Consider the following 19,128-nt stretch of genomic DNA (forward strand, 5'->3'; position numbering starts at 1 on the left):
CAGCGGGATGTCGTGCCTTGCGGTGGTCACGCCGGCTGGCTGGTGCTCTCTCGACCGTTCTCGATGTGTCCGACGAGTCTGCGCCGGAAGTCCGGGTCCTCCTCGACGGTGATGGTGCAGTCGTACCAGCCGTCGCCCGACGGAGCCGTCCACGACGCCCGGCCGCCGGATGCGAGTTGCCGGCGGCCCCCGTCGACGACGATCGTCAGAGCGTGTGGTCCTCGGTTCTCCACCGACAGGTCGAGGGCCATCGCGGTAGGGTCCGCCGACGCGGATACGTCGAGTGCCGCGGCCGCGCCCTCGGCCGAGCCGGCGAACTCGCGTCGGAAGCCGTTCGGGCCCACCAAGAGCAGGTCGTACCGTGGGGCGGGCAGGTTGGCGGTGTGCGTGATCTCGCCGAGGACGTCGAAATGCCGCGGCAGGTCGAACTCGCCCGCGTACGGATACAGGGCCAGATGTGCCGACGACGCACCGGTGTTGGACAGGTGCACCGTCACCGAACGAGCGGCGGTGTCCACGCGGGCGTCTGCGCCGGGTTGATAGGGCAGCGCCCTGGCGGGCCGGGTGCCGCTCTCCTGCAGTGGCATTCGCTGCTCGACGGGTGGGGTCGGAGTCCATCGCGGCTCCAGCGGCGGGGTCGGCTGCGGCCGGGTGAGGGTTGGGCGAGCGCGTGGATGGGCGAAGTCGAACACCGAGGTGAGGTCCCCGCTGACCGTGCGCCGCCACGGGTCGATCTCCGGCTGGGCGATCCCGAATCGCTTCTCCAGGAACTGGGCCACCGAGGTGTGGTCGAACACCTGCGAACAGACGAACCCCCCTACGGTCCAGGGCGAGATGATCGTCATCGGCACCCGCGGGCCGAGGCCCAGTGGTTGGTCACCCACCCATTCCGTGGCGGCGGTGCGGGGCGGGCGGGGTGGCGGGACGTGGTCGAAGTAGCCGTCGTTCTCGTCGAAGTTCACGATCACGGCCGTTTTCGCCCACAGGTCCGGGTCGGAGGCGATCGCGTCGAGCACCTGGTACAGCAGCGTCGCGCTCGCCGCGGGTGACGATCCGGAGGGATGCTCCGAATCGACCTCGGACGGAACCAGATAGCTGACCTGCGGCAGTCTGCCCGACTCGACGTCCTTCCGGAACTCGGCCGCGAGTGTTCCCGGTCGGGACCGGTACAGCGCGCGGTCGTACAGCTCACGGTCGGCCGGTGACAACTGATCGGCGGCGATCTCGAGCGCGCGCACCGCCGCGTCCTGGACGGGCGGGGGCATCGTCGGCAGCGCCAGGTAGAACCCCGCCAGGGTCTGCAGCTGGTAGGGCAGCAGGCCGGGGTGGCCGAGCAGGGCGGCCCCGACCTTCTTGAAGGTGGTGAAGTACTCGAGGTTGTTGTCCCCGAAGTTGTCCCACTCCTGGTACGTCTTCCAGGTCACGCCCGCCGCCTGCAGCCGCTCGGGGACGGTGGTCCACCCGTAGCCGGCGTGCCACGGGTCGTAGGCGGCGTTGGTGACGGCGCGGCCTTCCGGACCCGGATCCGACGACAGTGTCACGCCCGAGGACCCCGCCAGATCCGACGAGGCCGCGCTCTTCGGTAGCGGGGCGGGAGGCTCGAAACCGGTGTATCCGGACACCCAGTAGTTGCGGTTCGGGCTGGTCGACGTCGGCGCCGAGCAGTGGTAGGCGTCGCAGATCGTGAACGCGTCCGCGAGCTCGTAGTGGAACGGGATGTCCTGGCGGTCGTAGTACGCCATCGTGGTGCCCGTCTTGGCCTCGACCCATCCGTCGTGCCAGCCGTCGGCAAGCGCCCGGTGGCCGCCTTCCCAGCTGTGGTCGAGGCCGGTGACGTTCTGGGCGTCCATCTGCTGCGCGGCGGCGGAGTCCCGGATGGGGAAGGGCAGCACCCTGCCGGTCGGTGCGGGCTGCTCGAAGACCGAGGCCCCGTCCCGGAGCCGCAGCGCGTTCGGGTCACCGAATCCCCGGACCCCACGCAGCGTTCCGTAGTAGTGATCGAACGACCGGTTCTCCTGCATCAGCAGCACGACGTGCTCGACCGACTCCAGCCCGCCGGGGGGCACCGGGGTCGCGAGTGCGCGCTGCAGGGAGGGTGGGAGCAGTGACGATGTGGCGACCGCCGCCACCGCGCCCGCGCTCGCTGTGAGAAAACTCCTCCGGGAGAAGGTGTTTCGGTTCGCATCCGGTGCGCTGTGGGTGGGGTCGGTACGGCTCACGATCCGAGACTGTAGACCAAACGTCCAGTTGTTTTGGGGGAGTGTGGGAATTCGCTGCGCCGAGCCATCGGGGCGGGGTCATGTCGTAGTGTGGTCCACGCCACTGTTCGGCCGACCCGAGGAGCAGCGATGAGTTCACGTCTCAACCCGTACATCAGCTTCAAGGACAACGCCCGCGAGGCGATGGAGTTCTACAAGGGTGTGTTCGGCGGCACCCTGAACCTGAGCACGTTCGGCGAGTTCGGCGACAAGGACGCGCCCGGTGCCGACGGCATCATGCACGCCATGCTCGAGACGCCACAGGGATTCACCCTGATGGGTGCGGACACCCCGCCCGGCATGGAACACAACCCCGGTACCAACTTCTCGGTGAGCCTGAGCGGTGACGACGCCGACGAACTGCGAGGCTGGTGGGAGAAGCTCTCCCAGGGCGGTCAGGTCGCGGTGCCGCTGGAGAAGCAGATGTGGGGTGACGTGTTCGGCATGTGCACCGACCGATTCGGCATCGGCTGGATGGTCAACATCGCCGGCGAGTCGTCCTGACGGCGCTCGCGCCGACGGCGCTCACACGGTCGCGGCCCGTCGCACCAGCGACAGGAACCCGGCGGCAGTGAAGAACAGGCCGGCGAACACCCGGCCGGTGATGCGCTGCTGCCGGGGCGAGCGCATGAACGTCAGCACCCGTGCGGCGAGACCGGTGTAGCCGGTCATCACGATCACGTCCACGCAGATCATCGTCGCCGCGATGATCGCGTACTGCGGGACCAGCGGCCGTGCCGGGTCGAGGAACTGCGGCAGCACCGCGAGCATGAACACCACGGCCTTCGGGTTGCTCGCGTTCACCAGAAAGCCGCGGGCGACCATGCCGAGCGCCGACCCGGTCGGCTTCGCGCTGTCGGTGTCGACCTCCGTCGGCGCGGCCCGCCACTGCCGGATCCCCAGATAGACCAGGTAGGCGACCCCGAACCACTTGATGACGGTGAACGCCACCGCCGACGACGCGAGGAGGGCGCCGACCCCGGCCGCCACGATCACGATCTGCAGCAGCAGTCCGAGTTGCAGGCCGAGGATGTTCCAGTAGCCGCGGCGCAGTCCGTGGCTGAGCCCGGACGACATCGACGCGATCGCCCCTGCGCCGGGGGACAGGCTGATCACCCACGCCGCGCCGAGGAAACCCAACCACACCTGCCACGTCACCCGAACAGCATAGGGGCAGGTCCGGTGCCACTTTCGGGCGGAGGGCCGGCGCCGTCAGCTGCCGGACGTCGCCAGGCAGCTCTGCGGCGGATTCACCAGCGAGCACACCGAGTCGGCCATGACGGGGCGGTAGTCGGCCGGGACGCCGTGGCCGGCGATCACCTCCCGGTACGTCGCGACCGCGTCGGTGGGTCTGCGGGTCAGGGTCGGATCGGTGAGCACGTCGACGGTGTAGAGGCCGAAGCGGTTGCGGTAGTTGCCCCACTCGTAGTTGTCGGTGATCGACCAGTAGTTGTAACCGATCACGTGGGCGCCGTCCGCCTTCGCGCGCTGCAGCCAGTAGACGTGATCCCGCAGATGGTCGGAGCGGGTGTAGCCGTCCGGGCGGGGCTTTCCGTCGTCCATCGGCATCCCGTTCTCCACCACGAAGATCGGCAGCTCCGGATACTTGTGCTCGAAATGCATTGCCGCGTGGTAGATCCCGTCCGGCTGCGGGCGGACGTCGTAGAACTTGTCGGTCGCGGCGGCCGCCGCGGTGAGGTTGTCCAGTGAGACCCCGTAGTAGTAGTCGAGACCGAGGAAGTCGAGCTTGTCGCGGACACGATCGGTGAACTGCCCGTCGATCACGTCCATCACGGCGGGGATGTACGCGACGTTGCTCGACACCCGGGTGCCCGGGTCGAGGCGGTGGATGACGTCGTACACGGCGCGGTGGGCGCGCACCATCCGGTCGAGCACCGCGGTGGCGTCGAGCGGGGAGATGCCGCCGAACGTGGTCTCCTTGAGCACGAACGCGGTCGGCTCGTTGAACGTGATCCAGGTGGCGCCCTGACCGGCGTAGCGGGCGATCACCTTGTCCGCGTTCGCCAGCCACAACCCGATCGTCTCGTCGGTGCGCCAGCCGCCGCGGTCGGCGACCCAGCCGGGGTACACGAAGTGGTCGAGGGTGATCATCGGCCGCATCCCGTGCGCGCGGATCTGCCGCACCACGTCGTCGTAGTACGCGAACTCGGCCTCGTCCCAGCTGTCGGGTGTCGGCTGGACCCGCGCCCACTCCACCGAGAACCGGAACGTGTCGACGCCCATGGCCGCGGCGTTGGCGATGTCCTCGGCGTAGCGGTGCCGGAAGTCCGGGCCGCTGCCGTACGGATCGTGCGTCTTGCCCGCCGCGATGTAGCGCGACCAGTTGCTGTCCGGCGGCGGACCCTCGGCCTGGAACCCGGACGTCGCCACACCCCACTCGAAGTCGGGTCCGAGCGGGTCCGCCGCGGGCGTCGCGGTCGCGGGGGAAACCGCGACGGCGGGAAGGGTCAGGGCGGCGGCGAGCAGGGCGAGAAATCGTGCGAATCGGGCCACGGTGAGCAGGTTAGGGCAGAGTCGCCGACCGCTATGGCGAAACTCACAAAGAATTCCGTTCGATGGATTAACGGTTTCGGGGACGGGCCGCCGGGCGGCCCGGAATCATGACGGCGATCCTCTTCGAAAGGCGACGACCGTGACCGACCAGCTCGCGTTCTTCAGTTCGACCCCCGACGGCTTCGTTGCGCAACACTTCGCCGTCAGCAGGTGGTCGCCCGACATGGTCAACGGCGCCGCCCTGTGCGGGCTGATCGCGCGTGCCCTCGAAAAGGGCCACGGTGGAGACGGATTCGTGCCCGCCCGGCTCACCGTCGACCTGTTCGCTCCGGCGCGCACCGCGCCGCTGACCACCCGCACGACCGCCGTCCGCGACGGCAACCGGATCCGCGTGGCCGACGCCGAACTGATCCAGGACGGCCGGCCGGTGGTCCGCGCGACGGCGGTGTTCCTGCAGCCGTCGCAGCAGCCGCCGGGCCAGGTGTGGACCCGTGCGCTGCGGCCGTCGCCGCCGCCGGAGCACATCGCGCCGCCCACCGATGAACTGGTCCCGCCGTTCTTCGGCAGCGACGACCACCCCGAGGGCTGGTCGACCGCGATGCTCGAACATCAGGGAGCGAGCCGCAAACGCATGTGGGCCCAGCACCTGCCGGTCGTCGCGGGTGAGCCCCCCTCGCCGTTCGTGCGGGCCGCGATGGCCGGTGAACCGACCAGCCTGATGACCAACTGGGGTACCGAGGGCGTCGGGTACATCAATGTCGACATGACCCTCGTGCTCGCCCGATTGCCCGAGGGTGTCGAGGTGGGGATCGAGGCCGACGACCACATCAGCGCAGATGGTGTCGCGGTCGGCACCACGACCATGTACGACCGTCGCGGTCCGATCGGCACCTGCGTCGTCAGCGCCCTCGCCAACGCACGCCGTCAGGTCGACTTCGGCGGTCAGGGGGAGTTCGTGCTGCCCGAGAAGGCCTGACCGTCGACGGCGGCGCCCGGGGTCAGAAACGTCCGCATCAGGTCGACCGGCAGCGGCACGACCACCGTCGACTTGCTGTCGCCGCCGACCTCGCGCAGCGTCTGGAGATACCGCAACTGCAGCGTCGTCGGGTTCCGGGAGATCACCGCCGCCGCCTCCGCCAGCTTCGCCGACGCCTGGTACTCGGCCTCGGCGTTGATGATCTTCGCGCGCCGCTCCCGCTCGGCCTCCGCCTGCCGGGCGATGGCGCGCTGCATGCGTTCGGGGATCTCGACGTCCTTGATCTCGACGGTGGTCACCTTCACGCCCCACGGCTCGGTCTGCTGGTCGATGACCTTCTGCAGGTCCTCGTTCAGCTTGTCCCGGTCCGCGAGCAGGGTGTCCAGCTCGGCCTTGCCGAGCACCGAACGCAGCGTCGTCTGCGCGATCTGTGTGGTCGCGGCCAGGAAGTTCTCCACCTCGATCACCGCGCGATCGGCGTCCAGGACCCGGAAGTACGCCACTGCGGTGACCTTCGCCGGCACGTTGTCCCGGGTGATGACCTCCTGGACCGGGATGTTCAACGTCACCGTCCGCAGGCCGACCCGGACCATCCGGTCCACCACCGGTATCAGCAACACCAGGCCGGGGCCCTTGACGCCCTGTGCCCGGCCGAGCCGGAAGACCACCGCGCGTTCGTACTCGCGCAGGACCCGGATCGCGGTGCCCGGGACGATCAGGGCGAAGATCATCAGGACCAGCAGCACGATCAGCAGCACGGTCATGGGAGTTCCTCCCAGGATTCGCGGCGGCGCACGTTCAGCGTGAGCCCGTGCACCGACTCGACGACGACGGATTCCCCCGCCTCGGGGCGGGGCGTCTGGGGGTAGCCGAACTCGATCTTCGCCATCCAGAGCCCACCGTCGGCGCGGACCTGACCCGTCGCGCCGTCCCAGTTGCTCACGGTCGCCTCCCGGCCGACCAGCGCCTGGGGGCCGCTGTGAACCGGGGTCCGGCGGGTCGCGACCATCGTCCGTCCCAGTGCCGCGGTGCCGACCAGCCCGATTCCGGTGAGCCCGATCGCGACCGGGACCGCGACGACCTGCGCGACCCCGCCGGCGAGGAAGAGCAACGCGACGCCGCCGCCGATCAGCAGAGCGGACAGTCCCGAGAGCACTCCGGCCGTGGGCGCGTGCGCCTCGACCAGGATCATCACCAGGCCCAGCACCACGGCCACCACGCCGATCGTGGCCATCACGGCTCCCACACTCGCGCACCGGCGGCACAGCACGCCGGGAGGGTGGGCGCCTCGCGTAGCCACTTCGCGCCCGGCCCTCGACTTCCACGGTAATCCCGTCCGCGCCGACCGGCCACCACGTGTGCCACCGATCGTCCCGGCGGCCCGCCGCACGGTCGGATTCGGGTTCCTCGTGTTACGGGCTCGTAAATGTGTCGCAGGTCACGTACCATGAATCAGCTGCCCGTGAACTCAGGCAGCGCGGTCGGGTCGTAGTAGTCAAGTGCTCAGTTCGTTCGTGCTCGCCAGGAGCTCACGATGACAACGCAACCGTCATCAATTCAATCCTCCCCAGGACAATCCCCACGTCGCGGACAGGTCCGCCGGCGCCGGTCGGCGACTCCCGTCGTCGCCGTCACCGTCGAACCGTGCTTCGTGCCAGGTGCCAGCGTCCGATCGCAGATCCTCGCCCATGCCGTCCGGCTCGGTGTCAAACCAGTCCTCAACGTCTGGGGTCGGTACCCGAGCCCGTTGTGGCCGGCGGGGCTGCTCGACCAGTCCGTCCGGTACCTGCAGCCGGTGCGTGGGGTGAGCCGGCATCGTGTCCACCTCGACGAGTGCGACGCCGAATGGTGGCCGCGCCACAACGACGGTGACGGCGGCGGTGTCGCGATCCTCTACCTGCACGGCGGCGGGTTCCTGACCTGCGGACTGAACACCCACCGGGTGCTGTCGCTGCGGATCGCCGCGGCTGCGGGGGCGTCCGTCCTCGCCGTCGGATATCGGATGCTGCCGCGGCATCCGATCGCGGATTCGATCGCCGACTGCGCCTCGGGGTACCGGTGGCTGCTCGAGAAGGGGTATCCACCGGAGCGGATCGTCGTCGCCGGCGACTCGGCCGGCGGGTTCCTGACCTTCGCGACGGCACTGGCACTCCCGGAACTCGGACTTCGGCAACCGGCCGCCCTGGTCGCGCTGTCGCCGCTGACCGACCTCGACCCGTCGACCAAGCTCGCTCGACCCGAGGGCAATGCGTGTCCGCTCATTCCCCGTTCGGTGCTCGTCACCCTCGCGGACATCGCGGGACGCGCCGACGGCGCGACTCCGACCGTCTCGCCCGTCGACGGCGCGCTCGCTGGACTGCCACCGGTCCTCATCCAGGTCGGGTCGACGGAGATGCTGTACCCGGATGCCGAACTGATGGCGCAGCGTCTCGGTGCCGCGGGCGTGCCCGTGACCTTCGAGGTGTGGGACCGGCAGGTGCACGTCTTCCAGGCGGCCGCCGACATCCTGCCCGAAGCGGCCCGTGCGGTGGTCCGCATCGGCGAGTTCGTCCGCGACACCACCCGAGCGCCGGTACGGACCTCCGCGACGGGGTGAGCCGATGGCCGGCGCGCGGCGGCGCGCTGCTCGCCGGAGCCCTGCCTGCCCTCGCGTTTCCCGGCCCGAATCTGGCTCTTCTCGCATGGGTCGCGCTGGTGCCGGCGCTGCTGGTGTTGCGCGGATCCCGCTCCGGTGGGGACGCGGCGGTGCGCGGCTGGTGCGTGGGGGTGGGCCTGGTCGCCGCCACCCAGTACTGGGTGGCGCCCAATCTGGTCTTCTTCTTTCCGCTCGGCGTCGCGGCACTCGCCCTGCTGTGGTCCGCCTGGGGCGTGCTCGCGTGGACCCTGCTGCGCGGCGTTCTCACCGCACGCCGTGCCGTGGCGGCGGTGATCGGGGTGCCCGCGGGATGGGTGCTGATCGAGGCGGTCCGGTCCTGGCAGTGGCTGGGCGGCCCGTGGGCGCTGTTCGGTGCGACGCAGTGGCGTCACCCCGCGGTCCTGGCGCTCGCCGCGGTCGGCGGGGTGTGGCTGGTGGGGTTCGCGGTGGTCGCGGTGAACACAGGGATCGTCGTCGCGGTCGCGTCGCCGGGTGCGTCCGGGCGGGCGGTGGGCGGCGCCGCGGTGGTGTTCGCGCTCGCGGCCGGGCCGGCCTGGTACTCCCTCGGACCGGTGCCGGCGACGGCCGGGCGACTGCGGGTCGCGCTGATCCAGGTCGAAACAGGGCTGGCCGACAACATGATTCGACAGGAGGAGCTGACCCGCGCCGCGGCACCCGGGGCCGATCTGGTGGTGTGGGGGGAGAGCAGCGTCGATGTCGACCCGGGGGAGCGGCCCGAGGTGCTCGCCCGGCTGACCACACTGTCCCGCGAGGTGGGCGCCGACCTGCTCGTCAACGTCGACGCCCACGTCGTCGGCACCGACGCCCACGTCGTCGGCACCGACGCGATCGCCAAGACTGCCACCCTGATCGACGGCACCGGGGTGGTCGCGACCTACCGCAAGACCCGTCTCGTGCCGTTCGGCGAGTACATCCCGTTCCGGGATCGGCTCGGCTGGCTGAGCCGCATCACCGCGGCGACCGCGCAGAACCGGGTGCCGGGCCACGAGCTGGTGGTCATGGACACCGGCAGGACACGGATCGGGCCGCTCATCTCGTTCGAGCTGACCTTCCCGGACCTGGCGCGACAGCAGGCGAAGGGCGGTGCGGCGCTTCTCGTCTACCAGACCTCGACGTCCACGTTCCAGGGCAGTTCGGGTCCGGCGCAGTTGACGAGCGTCGGGGCGGTTCGCGCCGCGGAGACCGGCCGCCCCGTCGCGGTCGCGGCGCTGACCGGGGTGTCGGCGGCGTTCGACGCGCGCGGGCGGGTCCTCGCCTGGCTGCCCGCCGCGGGCGCCGGGTCGCTGGTCGTGGACCTCGAGCCGTCCTCGGGGCGGACGCCGTACGTACGGTTCGGCGACTGGCTGCCCGCGGTGTGCGCGGTGGCCGTGATCGCGATCGCCGGCGGGACGGTGGTGCGGCGGGTCCGGAGCAGTCGCGGGTGAAGGTTGCCTGCGCCGCGACGCTGCAACTCGTCGGGGCGTGGTCGAGACGTTCTCCGCTCAGCGTCCCCCGCCGGCGCGGATGCGGACCGCGGTGAGGGTCAGATCCAGGTAGCTGCGGGCGGCGGCGGTCGCGGCGGCCGGGTCGCGGGCCTCGACGGCGGCGACCGCCGCCCGGTGGTCGGCGGTGGACATGTCGTGACCGTGCACGCCCTCGGTGTACGAGTAGGTGGCGCGCATCGGTTCCAGGAGCGCGCCGATCAGGTCCACCAGCACCGGGTTGTGCGCCGCCGCGACGATCGCGAGGTGGAAGTCGAGGTCGTGGGAGGCGAACACGGCCTCGTCGCCGTTGGCGGCGTCCCTCCCGTCGAGTGCGGTGCGCAGCCGTGTGAGGTCGTCCTCGGTGCGGCGTTCGCACGCCAGCGTGATGGCCTCGAGTTCGAGTGCGCGTCGCACCTCGTGCACGTGCAGCAACTCGGTGACGTCGACGACGCGGCCGAGCAGTCCGCCGATGTCGGTGCGGGCCCGCACGAAGGTTCCGGATCCGCGACGGATCTCGAGAATCCCGGTGGATGTGAGCGTCTTGATCGCCTCACGCACGGTGTTGCGGCCGACGCCGAGCGTGGCCATCAGTTCGGGCTCGGTCGGTATCCGGGCTCCAACCACCCACTCGCCACCTTCGATCCGTTCTCGGAGCCAGGCGAGTGACTGCTGGTAGGCGGTTCCCCGCTGCACTACTGACACGCGACCATCCTGTCACGCGGCTCATCGGATATCCTACGTCGGACGTCCTACCTATTGTCCCGAGGTGATTCCCACGTCCTCAGATGTGCTGTCCGACGCCGTCGTCTCGACCGGCCCCGCTGCCTCCACCGGACCCGCTGGCGCCGCACCGCCGGTCCGCTGGCGAGGAAGGCACTTCCATGGGGTGTTCTACGTCCTGGTGATCGTGGTGATCGGCGCCAACATGCCCAGCGCCCTCTACGGCCTCTACCGCACCGAGTTCGGTTTCAGTGCGGCCGTGCAGACCGCGATCTTCGCGGTCTACGTCGCCGGACTGATCCCCGCGCTGTTGCTGTTCGGACCGTTGTCGGATGCGCTGGGACGCCGCGCCGTCCTCGCCGTCGCGGTCGGCGCGGGGGTGGTCGGAGCGGCCACCCTGGCGTTCGCGGACACCACCGCGTGGCTGTTTCTCGGCCGTATCGCGCAGGGTGTCGCGGTCGGGACGGTGTCCGCGGCGGGTACGGCCGCCCTCGTCGAGCACGAACCCGACGGCAACCACAGCCGCGCAGCCCTCGCGTCCTCGCTGGGCGGTGCACTCGGTGCCGCGCTCGGCCCCCTGATCGGGGGTGCCGTCGCGCAGTACCTCCCCGATCCACTGCGCACTCCTTACGTGCTGTTCCTGGTCGGCCTGGTGCCCGCGGTGATCGCCCTCTGCCTGCTGCCCCGCGGTGACCGCGACCGCGGTGCCCGGCTCCTGCGCCTGCCCGCGGTGCCGATCACCATCCGGCGCACGTTCTGGATCTCGACGATCGCGGTCGCGTTGGCATGGGGTGCGGTCGGACTGTTCCAGTCGGTCGTCCCGTCCTGGATCTCCGGACTCCTCGGTGTGCAGAACCTCGTCGTCGGAGCGTTCGCGGCGGCCCTGGTGACGCTGGTCTCCGTCGCCACCCAGGCAGTGTCCGGGCGGCTGGCCGGGCGACGGGCGGAACGGCTCGGGCTGGTGACGCTCGCCGTCGGCATGGTCGGCTTGCTGATCGTCGACCTCACCCCGTCGTTGGCGTTGCTGTTCGCGGTGACCGCGGTCGTCGGCGTCGGACACGGCCTGGCCTTCGCCGGTGGTCTGCGCAGCGTCAACGCCGCGGTCCTCGAACACGCCCCGGGCTCGCAGGGCGCCGTGATCGGTGCCTTCTTCGCGGTCAGCTACGTGGGGTTGGCCGTCCCCGCCATCTGCGCCGGCGTCGCGATCACGGCGTGGGGAATGCGCACCGCGGTGATCGGCCTCGCGGTGATCGGCGTCGTGCTGTGCGCGGGCACACTCGTCGCAGGCGGCCGGAGCGGCGGGCGCGCCGCGCGGGACCGAACCGGCGCCCGGTAGCGCCGGCCGCACACCGGATGCCGACACGGGATCGGGCGTGTCGGCCGGCCGTGCGGCGGCGTCACTCCCAGCGCCGCACCCGCCGGTACCGCGGATTCCAGCGGTACCGGTAGACCAGCCGCAGGGGAGGCGCGAGCACGCCGACCACGATGCGGACCCGGTGCTCCGGGGCACCCTCCGTCAGGTACGGCGCGGCGTCGGCGAGTTCCCGGTACGTCAGGTCGTGGATGGCGTGCTTCGAGACGGCACGAAATTCCTCGGAGGTGACCGTCGCTCGGATCAACGGCACCGCCTCGCGCTCCTCGTGGGCGAGATGCGAGTGCAGGATGGAGACCAGGTCGTCGACCCGGTCGGCCAGCTGGTCGTGACCGTGGTCGGGATCGGCGAATGCCGACTCCACGGCGGCGAGCGCCGGATCGACGAGCGCATGTTCGGCCTCCATCGCGTCGAGCACCGCGAGGTCGTCGGGGCGGTCTGTGAGCTTGCGCCGCATCAGCGGCCAGATGTAGGTGTCCTCGACGGTGTGATGATGGTGCAGCTCGCGGCTGAAGCCGTGCCATCCGGTGAGCAGGGCGTCGTGAGCGGCGGGATCCTCGGGATCACCCCGCTGTGCGGCCCGCGCCAGGCGCGCGGCGTCGCGGCGGAACGCATCGTGCAGGATTCCCATGATCTCGATGTCGGCGTCGGACATCCTCGTGGGCTTGGTGGTCGTCATGGCTTACCTCGGCTCGTCGAACTCTCCCCGGTTCGAGTGTCGAACCATCGCACGGGGGTTCCAATCCCACATTCGAGGGGGGAGGATCGGACCATGACCCCAGCGTCGCGAGCCGGCGCCCGGTTGCAGGCCGCGATCCACGATGCGGCGTCGGCCGCCACGGACGCTGTCGACTTCCGCGGTGCGGCTCTCGAAGCAATCCTCGCGGTCGTTCCGTCCGACTGCTCCGTCCTTGCCCCGGTCGACCCGGCGATCGTCGTGCCCACCGCGGCGACCACCGTCGGTTTCGCCGACCAGACCCGTGCCTGCGAACTCGCCTTTGCGCTGGAGTACGGGACCACCCCGCCGGAGAACAGTTACGTGTCGTTGCTGCGCCGGCGGCGGGGGATCAGGACGATCGGCGAGGCGACCGGCGGCAGTGTCCGCGAGAGCCGGACCTATCGAGAGCTCCTCCAGCCGCTCGGACTGCGAGACCACATCCGCATGGTCTTCCGCGGGCGGGACGGGTTGTGTTGGGGGGTCGGCGATCTGATCCGCGGGCGGGGTTCGGGCTTCACGGGCGACGAGGTCGACGTGCTCGCGGGCGTGCTGCGCGATGTCGGTGACGGCATGCGCGCGACCCTGCTGCGGCAGGCCCCGCATGTGTGTGCCGCGGTCGACGGTGGACCGGCGATGGTGCTCGTGGGAGCGGACAACGAGTTCGAACTGGTGACCCCGGCGGCGCGGGACTTCTTCGCACGCCTCGACTGGGGTCCGCCCGACGGACTCGACCGGATGGCGCCCGTCGTGGTGGCCGCGATCAGGCAGCGCACGTTGCACTCTGACTCCATCACGCTGCGCACCCGCACCATCGACGGCGAGTGGGTCGTGATCCGGGTCGGGCGACTCGATCGGCGTGCGAGCGGCCGCGTCGTGTTGACGTTCGAACGTGCCCAGTTGCCGGAGATCGTCTCGCTGGTGGTGGCCGCGTACGGCCTGACCACTCGGGAGGCGGAGGTGCTCGCGCAGGTGTTCGCGGGCCGGACGCGGGACCAGATCGGGCGGCGGCTGCACATCAGCCCGTACACCGTGCAGGACCACCTCAAGAGCATCTTCGCGAAGACCGGGGTGAACAGTTGTCTGAGCCTGGTCGCGCGGCTGGTGTACACCGAGTACCGGCCGCGGCTGGGCGCTCCGGTGGGCCCGGACGGCTGGTTCGTGGCGGAGAACGATCGGAGCCGGGACGGCTCGCCGGTGGTGACGTAGCTCTCGTCGATCCCGAAGTGCCGGGCCGCGGCTTTGCCGGGTGCACGCGGCGTCGACGGTGGGCGAAAACCGGTAGCGCCTATCCTGGATAATCGACTGCACACACTTCCTCTTGTGAAGGGACCCTCATGCCTGCCCGCACCGAGCTCGCCCGCGTCGACCTGCGCGGACGAACCCCGTCCGTCGCCGAACTCCGGTCGGCCCTGCCCCGCGGCGGAACGGACGTGGACGCGGTGCTGCATCAGGTGCGTCCCGTGGTCGAGGCCGTCCGCGATCGTGGTGCCGAGGCCGCGCTCGAATTCGGGGAGAAGTTCGACGGGATCCGCCCCGCGCAGGTCCGGGTGCCGCGCGCCGAGCTGACTCGCGCACTCGCGGAACTGGACGCCGACGTGCGGGCCGCGCTCGAGGTCGCGATCGAACGCACCCGTAAGGTGCACGCCGACCAGCGCCGCACCGACACCACCACCGAGGTCGTGCCCGGCGGCACCGTCACCGAACGCTGGGTGCCGGTCGAGCGGGTCGGTCTGTACGTGCCCGGCGGCAACGCGGTCTACCCGTCGTCGGTCGTGATGAACGTCGTCCCCGCGCAGGCCGCCGGCGTCGAGTCGCTCGTCGTGGCCTCGCCGCCGCAGGCCGCGTTCGGCGGGCTGCCGCACCCGACCATCCTCGCCGCCGCCGAGCTGCTCGGCGTGGAAGAGGTGTGGGCCGTGGGCGGCGCGCAGGCGGTCGCCCTGCTCACCTACGGCGGCACCGACACGGATGCGAGCGAACTCGCCCCCGTCGACCTGATCACCGGCCCCGGCAACATCTTCGTCACCGCGGCCAAGAGGCTCTGCCGCGGCCTCGTCGGCATCGACGCCGAGGCGGGCCCGACGGAGATCGCGATCCTCGCCGACGGCACCGCCGATCCGGTGCACGTGGCCGCCGACCTGATCAGTCAGGCCGAGCACGACGTGATGGCCGCGTCCGTCCTGGTCACCACCTCGACCGAGCTGGCCGACGCCGTCGACGACGCACTGACCGCGCAGCTGGAGCTGACCAAGCACCGCGAGCGGGTCGCGACCGCGCTGGCGGGCAGCCAGTCCGGGATCGTGCTGGTCGACTCCATCGACGATGGGCTGCGGGTGGTCAACGCGTACGCCGCCGAGCACCTCGAGATCCAGACCGAGGACGCCACCGCCGTCGCCGCCCGGGTCCGCAGCGCCGGCGCGATCTTCGTCGGACCGTGGGCACCGGTCAGCCTCGGCGACTACTGCGCCGGCTCGAACCACGTGCTCCCGACCGCCGGCTGCGCGCGCCACTCGTCCGGTCTGAGCGTGCAGACCTTCCTGCGCGGCATCCACGTCGTCGACTACTCGGAGTCGGCCCTCAAGGACGTGGCGCAGCACGTGATCAACCTCGCCAACGCCGAGGACCTGCCCGCCCACGGCGAGGCCGTGCGGCTGCGATTCGAGTCGCTCCGGTGAGCGCCGTGCCCGGCGCGGCGGTGAGGGTCGACGACCTGCCGCTGCGGGAGAACCTGCGCGGCAAGTCGGCCTACGGCGCCCCGCAGCTGACCGTGCCCGTGCAGCTCAACACCAACGAGAACCCGCACCCGCCGACGCAGGCACTCGTCGACGACGTCGCCGAGTCGGTCCGGGAGGCGGCCCGGGAGCTGCACCGCTACCCGGACCGCGACGCGGTCGCGCTTCGGACCGACCTGGCCGCCTACCTGACGCGCCAGACCGGGGTGACGGTCACCGTCGACAACGTGTGGGCGGCCAACGGATCCAACGAGATCCTGCAGCAACTGCTGCAGGCGTTCGCCGGACCGGGCCGCAGCGCAATGGGTTTCGTCCCGTCGTACTCGATGCACCCGATCATCGCCGACGGCACCGACACCACGTGGCTGCCGGTGATGCGCGGCGCCGACTTCGCCCTCGACGTCGAAGCGGCCGTCGCCGCGATCGCCGAGCAGCGGCCCGACGTCGTGTTCGTCACCAGCCCCAACAACCCGACCGGGCACAGCATCCCGATCGAGTCGCTGCGCCTGCTGCTCGACGCCGCACCGGGCATCGTGATCGTCGACGAGGCGTACGCCGAGTTCTCCGAGGCGCCGAGCGCGCTGACCCTGATCGACGACTACCCGACCAAGCTCGTCGTCTCGCGGACCATGAGCAAGGCGTTCGCGTTCGCCGGCGGCCGGCTCGGATACCTCGCCGCGGCACCGGCGTTCGTCGATGCGCTGCTGCTGGTGCGGCTGCCGTACCACCTGTCGGTGGTCACGCAGGCCGCCGCCCGGGCCGCACTGCGGCACGCCGACGAGACGCTCGGCAGCGTGCACGCCCTCGCCGCCGAGCGGGTGCGGGTGTCGAAGGCGCTGGCGGACACCGGGTTCCATGTCATCCCGTCGGACGCCAACTTCATCCTGTTCGGTGAGTTCGCCGACAGCGCCCGCGCCTGGCAGGCGTACCTGGACCGCGGGGTGCTGATCCGCGACGTCGGCATTCCCGGATACCTGCGCACCACCGTCGGACTCGCCTCCGAGAACGACGCCTTCATCGCCGCCAGCGACGAGATCGCCGCCACCGAACTCAACCGGGGAGAGAATCGATGACCGACCGCATCGCCAAGATCGAGCGGACCACCAAGGAGTCCTCGATCTCCGTCGAACTGAACCTCGACGGCACCGGCATCGTCGACATCTCCACGGGAGTGCCGTTCTTCGACCACATGCTCACCGCCCTCGGCGCGCACGCCAGCTTCGACCTGACGGTCAAGGCGGAGGGCGACATCGAGATCGAGGCCCACCACACGGTCGAGGACACCTCGATCGTGCTGGGTCAGGCCCTCGGACAGGCGCTCGGCGACAAGAGGGGCATCCGCCGCTTCGGTGACGCGTTCATCCCGATGGACGAGTCCCTCGTGCACGCCTCCGTGGATGTCTCCGGACGGCCCTACTGTGTGCACACCGGCGAGCCGGAACACATGCTGCACACGGTGATCGGCGGGTACCCGGGTGTCCCGTACGCGACGGTGATCAACCGGCACGTCTTCGAGTCGATCGCGTCGAACGCGCGGATCGCGCTGCACGTGCGGGTGCTCTACGGCCGCGACCAGCACCACATCACCGAGGGCGAGTTCAAGGCCGTCGCCCGTGCACTGCGTGAGGCCGTCGAACCCGACCCGCGGGTGACCGGGGTGCCGTCCACCAAGGGCGCGCTGTAGGCCGGGGGATCATGAGCACAATCCTGATCTACGCCCTGTTCCTGATCGCGGGTTTCGCGATCGGCGGCGCGTACTCGATGTGGAAGAACGACAACAAGCTCGGTGCCGGGGTGCTGGTGGCACTCGCGATCCTCGCGGCGGCCGGCGGCATCCTCCGGTTGATCTAGGACCGAAAACGACTCTGTGACATCACTGCTCCGCACTCGGACGCCTTCACTGCTCCGCACTCGCGGGGTGCCGGTGGCCATGCTGATGGGCTTCACGGCATTCGGCGGGTGGTCTCTTCTGCTGCCCGTCGTCCCGCTGGCGATCTCCCGGTCCGGGGGATCCGACGCCCTCGCCGGCGCCAGTACCGCGATCTTCATGGCCGCGACGGTCCTCACCCAGCTCGGCACCCCGCGCCTGCTGCACGCCCGCGGCTACCGTCAGGTGCTGGCGCTGGGCAGCCTGCTGCTCGGGGTGCCGGCGCTGGCGCTGCTGTGGTCCACCGCCGCGGTTCCCGCCCTGACCACCTCCGCGATCCGGGGAATCGGTTTCGGCCTGGTCAGCGTGGCGGGCAGTGCCCTGGTCGCCGAGTTGGTGCCACGCGCCCAGCTCGGTCGGGCGACTGGCGCCCAGGGCATCGCGATCGCGGTCGGGCAGATGATCGCGCTCCCCGTCGGCCTCGCACTGTTCGACCGTGGGCACGCGAACCTGGTGTTCGTTCTCGGCGCCCTGGTGCCCTCGCTCGCGGTGCTCGCCGTGGCGGCGCTGCCGTCCGTCCGGCCCACCCGCTCGGACGGGCAGGGGAGCAGGCCGCCGCTGTCGATGCTGCTCGTGCCGTGTCTGGCGATGCTGGTGGTCGCGTCGATGTACGGCGGGGTGTCGAGCCTGCTGCCGATCGCGATCACCGACCGGGCCGCCGTCGCGGGAGTGGCGCTGTCTGTGGTCAGCGGCGCGATGCTGATCGGACGGTACGGCGCCGGGATCCTGGTGGACCGGATCGGGGTCGGGCGGATCATGGTGCCCGCGTTGGCCTGCGCCGCCCTCGGTGGCGTGCTGTACGTCGGTGGGGTCCACGGCGACGGCTCCGTCGCGCTGCTGCTCGCCGGCTCGGCCGCGTTCGGGCTCGGCTTCGGCGCGGTGCAGAACGACGCCCTGGTGTCGCTGTTCACCGCGGCCGGACCGGGCCGGGTCGGTGCGGCGAGCGCGGCCTGGAACATCAGCTACGACTCCGGCACCGGAGTCGGCGCGCTGGCGCTCGGCGTGGTGGCCGGGATCGCCGGGTACCCCGCGGTGTTCGTGGTCGCTGCCGTTGCGGTCGCGGCGGTGATCCCGGTCGCGCTGCTGCGGGGTGCCCCGGCGGATCCGTCGCCGGACGGACCGGGAATTCGGGAGGCAACCGTCCGGGCCGATAGAGTTGCGTCATGACCTCCGTCGCCCTCCTCGATTACGGCTCCGGGAACCTGCACTCGGCGCAGCGGGCCCTCGCGCGCGTCGGCGCCGACGTGACCGTCACCTCCGACCCCGAGGTCGCGCTCGCCGCCGACGGCCTCGTCGTGCCCGGCGTCGGTGCGTTCGCCGCGTGCATGGAGGGCCTCAAGCAGGTCCGCGGCGAACGGATCATCGGCAAGCGGCTGGCCGGCGGCCGACCCGTCCTTGGGATCTGCGTCGGCATGCAGATCATGTTCGAGCGCGGCGTCGAGCACGGCGTCGAGGCGGACGGCTGCGGCGAGTGGCCCGGCACCGTCGAACTGCTCAAGGCCGACGTGCTTCCGCACATGGGCTGGAACACCCTGCAGGCCCCCGCCGACAGCGTCCTGTTCGCCGGCATCGACGCCGACACCCGCTTCTACTTCGTGCACTCGTACGGTGTCCAGAAGTGGGAGCTGGCCGACGACACCCTGATCGCGCCGGCGAAACTGACCTGGGCCGAGCACGGCGGCCCGTTCCTCGCCGCCGTCGAGAACGGCCCGCTCTCGGCCACCCAGTTCCACCCCGAGAAGTCGGGTGACGCCGGCGCCGCGCTCCTCGAGAACTGGGTTCGCAGCCTGTGAGC

General features: G+C 70.8%; 19 protein-coding genes. 12 read left to right on the top strand and 7 right to left on the bottom strand.

All coding sequences use genetic code 11. The features are described from left to right. Positions 1-26: 26 nt before the first annotated feature. The gene (locus tag ACWDU4_RS15520) at positions 27-2,219 is read right to left on the bottom strand and encodes a phosphocholine-specific phospholipase C (protein ID WP_450114794.1); all 2,193 of its coding nucleotides are present in this window, start codon (positions 2,217-2,219) and stop codon (positions 27-29) included. Between the two features lie 129 nt (positions 2,220-2,348). Between ACWDU4_RS15520 and ACWDU4_RS15525 the strand changes: the two genes are divergently transcribed. Then, complete coding sequence (locus ACWDU4_RS15525) at positions 2,349-2,762, top strand: VOC family protein (protein ID WP_450114795.1); 414 nt, start codon at positions 2,349-2,351, stop codon at positions 2,760-2,762. Between the two features lie 21 nt (positions 2,763-2,783). Here the strand turns inward: ACWDU4_RS15525 and rhtB are convergent, their stop codons facing one another. Then, on the bottom strand, positions 2,784-3,416 hold the full coding sequence (rhtB, locus tag ACWDU4_RS15530; RefSeq protein WP_450114796.1) for a homoserine/homoserine lactone efflux protein: 633 nt from the start codon (positions 3,414-3,416) through the stop codon (positions 2,784-2,786). Positions 3,417-3,470: 54 nt separating this feature from the next. Next, on the bottom strand, positions 3,471-4,745 hold the full coding sequence (locus ACWDU4_RS15535) for a glycoside hydrolase family 1 protein (RefSeq protein WP_450114825.1): 1,275 nt from the start codon (positions 4,743-4,745) through the stop codon (positions 3,471-3,473). A 166-nt stretch (positions 4,746-4,911) separates the two neighbouring features. Here ACWDU4_RS15535 and ACWDU4_RS15540 point away from each other — a divergent pair, with 166 nt between their 5' ends. After that, a complete protein-coding gene (locus ACWDU4_RS15540; RefSeq protein ID WP_450114797.1) occupies positions 4,912-5,748 on the top strand; it encodes a thioesterase family protein in 837 nt (278 codons plus the stop codon). On the opposite strand, the gene ACWDU4_RS15545 is transcribed toward ACWDU4_RS15540, so the two are convergent. Beyond that, positions 5,715-6,512 carry a slipin family protein gene (locus tag ACWDU4_RS15545; RefSeq protein WP_450114798.1) on the bottom strand — a complete coding sequence of 266 codons (798 nt, stop codon included), beginning with the start codon at positions 6,510-6,512 and terminating at the stop codon, positions 5,715-5,717. The two genes, ACWDU4_RS15540 and ACWDU4_RS15545, sit on opposite strands and share 34 nt — an antisense overlap. Next, positions 6,509-6,982, bottom strand: a complete 474-nt coding sequence (locus tag ACWDU4_RS15550; protein WP_450114799.1) for an NfeD family protein — start codon at positions 6,980-6,982, stop codon at positions 6,509-6,511. Before ACWDU4_RS15550 ends, ACWDU4_RS15545 begins: the two co-directional genes overlap by 4 nt. Positions 6,983-7,399: 417 nt before the next feature. Between ACWDU4_RS15550 and ACWDU4_RS15555 the strand changes: the two genes are divergently transcribed. Both ACWDU4_RS15555 and lnt read left to right on the top strand, forming a co-directional pair. After that, positions 7,400-8,344 carry an alpha/beta hydrolase gene (locus ACWDU4_RS15555; RefSeq protein WP_450114800.1) on the top strand — a complete coding sequence of 315 codons (945 nt, stop codon included), beginning with the start codon at positions 7,400-7,402 and terminating at the stop codon, positions 8,342-8,344. Continuing rightward, complete coding sequence (gene lnt / locus ACWDU4_RS15560; RefSeq protein ID WP_450114801.1) at positions 8,341-9,828, top strand: apolipoprotein N-acyltransferase; 1,488 nt, start codon at positions 8,341-8,343, stop codon at positions 9,826-9,828. The genes ACWDU4_RS15555 and lnt overlap by 4 nt, the downstream gene beginning before the upstream one ends. Positions 9,829-9,885: 57 nt before the next feature. Here lnt and ACWDU4_RS15565 read toward each other — a convergent pair whose 3' ends face one another. Further along, positions 9,886-10,569, bottom strand: a complete 684-nt coding sequence (locus tag ACWDU4_RS15565; RefSeq protein ID WP_450114802.1) for a FadR/GntR family transcriptional regulator — start codon at positions 10,567-10,569, stop codon at positions 9,886-9,888. A gap of 64 nt (positions 10,570-10,633) precedes the next feature. Between ACWDU4_RS15565 and ACWDU4_RS15570 the strand changes: the two genes are divergently transcribed. Next, positions 10,634-11,923, top strand: coding sequence for an MFS transporter (locus tag ACWDU4_RS15570; RefSeq protein WP_450114803.1), 1,290 nt, complete (start codon positions 10,634-10,636; stop codon positions 11,921-11,923). Positions 11,924-11,984: 61 nt separating this feature from the next. On the opposite strand, the gene ACWDU4_RS15575 is transcribed toward ACWDU4_RS15570, so the two are convergent. Beyond that, a complete protein-coding gene (locus tag ACWDU4_RS15575) occupies positions 11,985-12,638 on the bottom strand; it encodes a hemerythrin domain-containing protein (RefSeq protein ID WP_450114804.1) in 654 nt (217 codons plus the stop codon). A 93-nt stretch (positions 12,639-12,731) separates the two neighbouring features. On the opposite strand from ACWDU4_RS15575, the gene ACWDU4_RS15580 reads away from it, so the two are divergent. From ACWDU4_RS15580 to hisH, 7 genes are all read left to right on the top strand, one after another. Then, positions 12,732-13,883 carry a helix-turn-helix transcriptional regulator gene (locus ACWDU4_RS15580; protein ID WP_450114805.1) on the top strand — a complete coding sequence of 384 codons (1,152 nt, stop codon included), beginning with the start codon at positions 12,732-12,734 and terminating at the stop codon, positions 13,881-13,883. Between the two features lie 128 nt (positions 13,884-14,011). Continuing rightward, positions 14,012-15,349: a histidinol dehydrogenase gene (hisD, locus tag ACWDU4_RS15585; protein WP_450114806.1), complete on the top strand. Its 1,338-nt coding sequence runs from the start codon at positions 14,012-14,014 to the stop codon at positions 15,347-15,349. Further along, entirely contained in the window at positions 15,346-16,479 is a 1,134-nt protein-coding gene (locus ACWDU4_RS15590) for a histidinol-phosphate transaminase (RefSeq protein WP_450114807.1), read from the top strand. Before hisD ends, ACWDU4_RS15590 begins: the two co-directional genes overlap by 4 nt. Continuing rightward, positions 16,476-17,090: an imidazoleglycerol-phosphate dehydratase HisB gene (hisB, locus tag ACWDU4_RS15595; RefSeq protein WP_450114808.1), complete on the top strand. Its 615-nt coding sequence runs from the start codon at positions 16,476-16,478 to the stop codon at positions 17,088-17,090. The genes ACWDU4_RS15590 and hisB overlap by 4 nt, the downstream gene beginning before the upstream one ends. Before the next feature lie 11 nt (positions 17,091-17,101). Then, positions 17,102-17,257 (top strand): hypothetical protein, encoded by a 156-nt coding sequence (locus ACWDU4_RS15600; RefSeq protein WP_450114809.1) that lies wholly within the window; start codon positions 17,102-17,104, stop codon positions 17,255-17,257. A 79-nt stretch (positions 17,258-17,336) separates the two neighbouring features. Then, positions 17,337-18,500 (top strand): MFS transporter, encoded by a 1,164-nt coding sequence (locus tag ACWDU4_RS15605; RefSeq protein WP_450114826.1) that lies wholly within the window; start codon positions 17,337-17,339, stop codon positions 18,498-18,500. Further along, positions 18,497-19,126, top strand: a complete 630-nt coding sequence (gene hisH / locus ACWDU4_RS15610; RefSeq protein ID WP_450114810.1) for an imidazole glycerol phosphate synthase subunit HisH — start codon at positions 18,497-18,499, stop codon at positions 19,124-19,126. The genes ACWDU4_RS15605 and hisH overlap by 4 nt, the downstream gene beginning before the upstream one ends. Positions 19,127-19,128: the final 2 nt, after the last annotated feature.

Source organism: Rhodococcus sp. NPDC003348, assembly GCF_053589375.1.

Excerpts from the sequence above, each read along its gene's own strand:
- ACWDU4_RS15605 (WP_450114826.1), top strand. The coding sequence starts at position 17,337 with ATGCTGATGGGCTTCACGGCATTCGGCGGGTGGTCTCTTCTGCTGCCC.
- ACWDU4_RS15545 (WP_450114798.1), bottom strand. The coding sequence starts at position 6,512 with ATGACCGTGCTGCTGATCGTGCTGCTGGTCCTGATGATCTTCGCCCTG.
- ACWDU4_RS15550 (WP_450114799.1), bottom strand. The coding sequence starts at position 6,982 with ATGGCCACGATCGGCGTGGTGGCCGTGGTGCTGGGCCTGGTGATGATC.
- hisD (WP_450114806.1), top strand. The coding sequence starts at position 14,012 with ATGCCTGCCCGCACCGAGCTCGCCCGCGTCGACCTGCGCGGACGAACC.
- hisH (WP_450114810.1), top strand. The coding sequence starts at position 18,497 with ATGACCTCCGTCGCCCTCCTCGATTACGGCTCCGGGAACCTGCACTCG.
- hisB (WP_450114808.1), top strand. The coding sequence starts at position 16,476 with ATGACCGACCGCATCGCCAAGATCGAGCGGACCACCAAGGAGTCCTCG.
- ACWDU4_RS15575 (WP_450114804.1), bottom strand. The coding sequence starts at position 12,638 with ATGACGACCACCAAGCCCACGAGGATGTCCGACGCCGACATCGAGATC.
- ACWDU4_RS15580 (WP_450114805.1), top strand. The coding sequence starts at position 12,732 with ATGACCCCAGCGTCGCGAGCCGGCGCCCGGTTGCAGGCCGCGATCCAC.
- ACWDU4_RS15600 (WP_450114809.1), top strand. The coding sequence starts at position 17,102 with ATGAGCACAATCCTGATCTACGCCCTGTTCCTGATCGCGGGTTTCGCG.
- ACWDU4_RS15525 (WP_450114795.1), top strand. The coding sequence starts at position 2,349 with ATGAGTTCACGTCTCAACCCGTACATCAGCTTCAAGGACAACGCCCGC.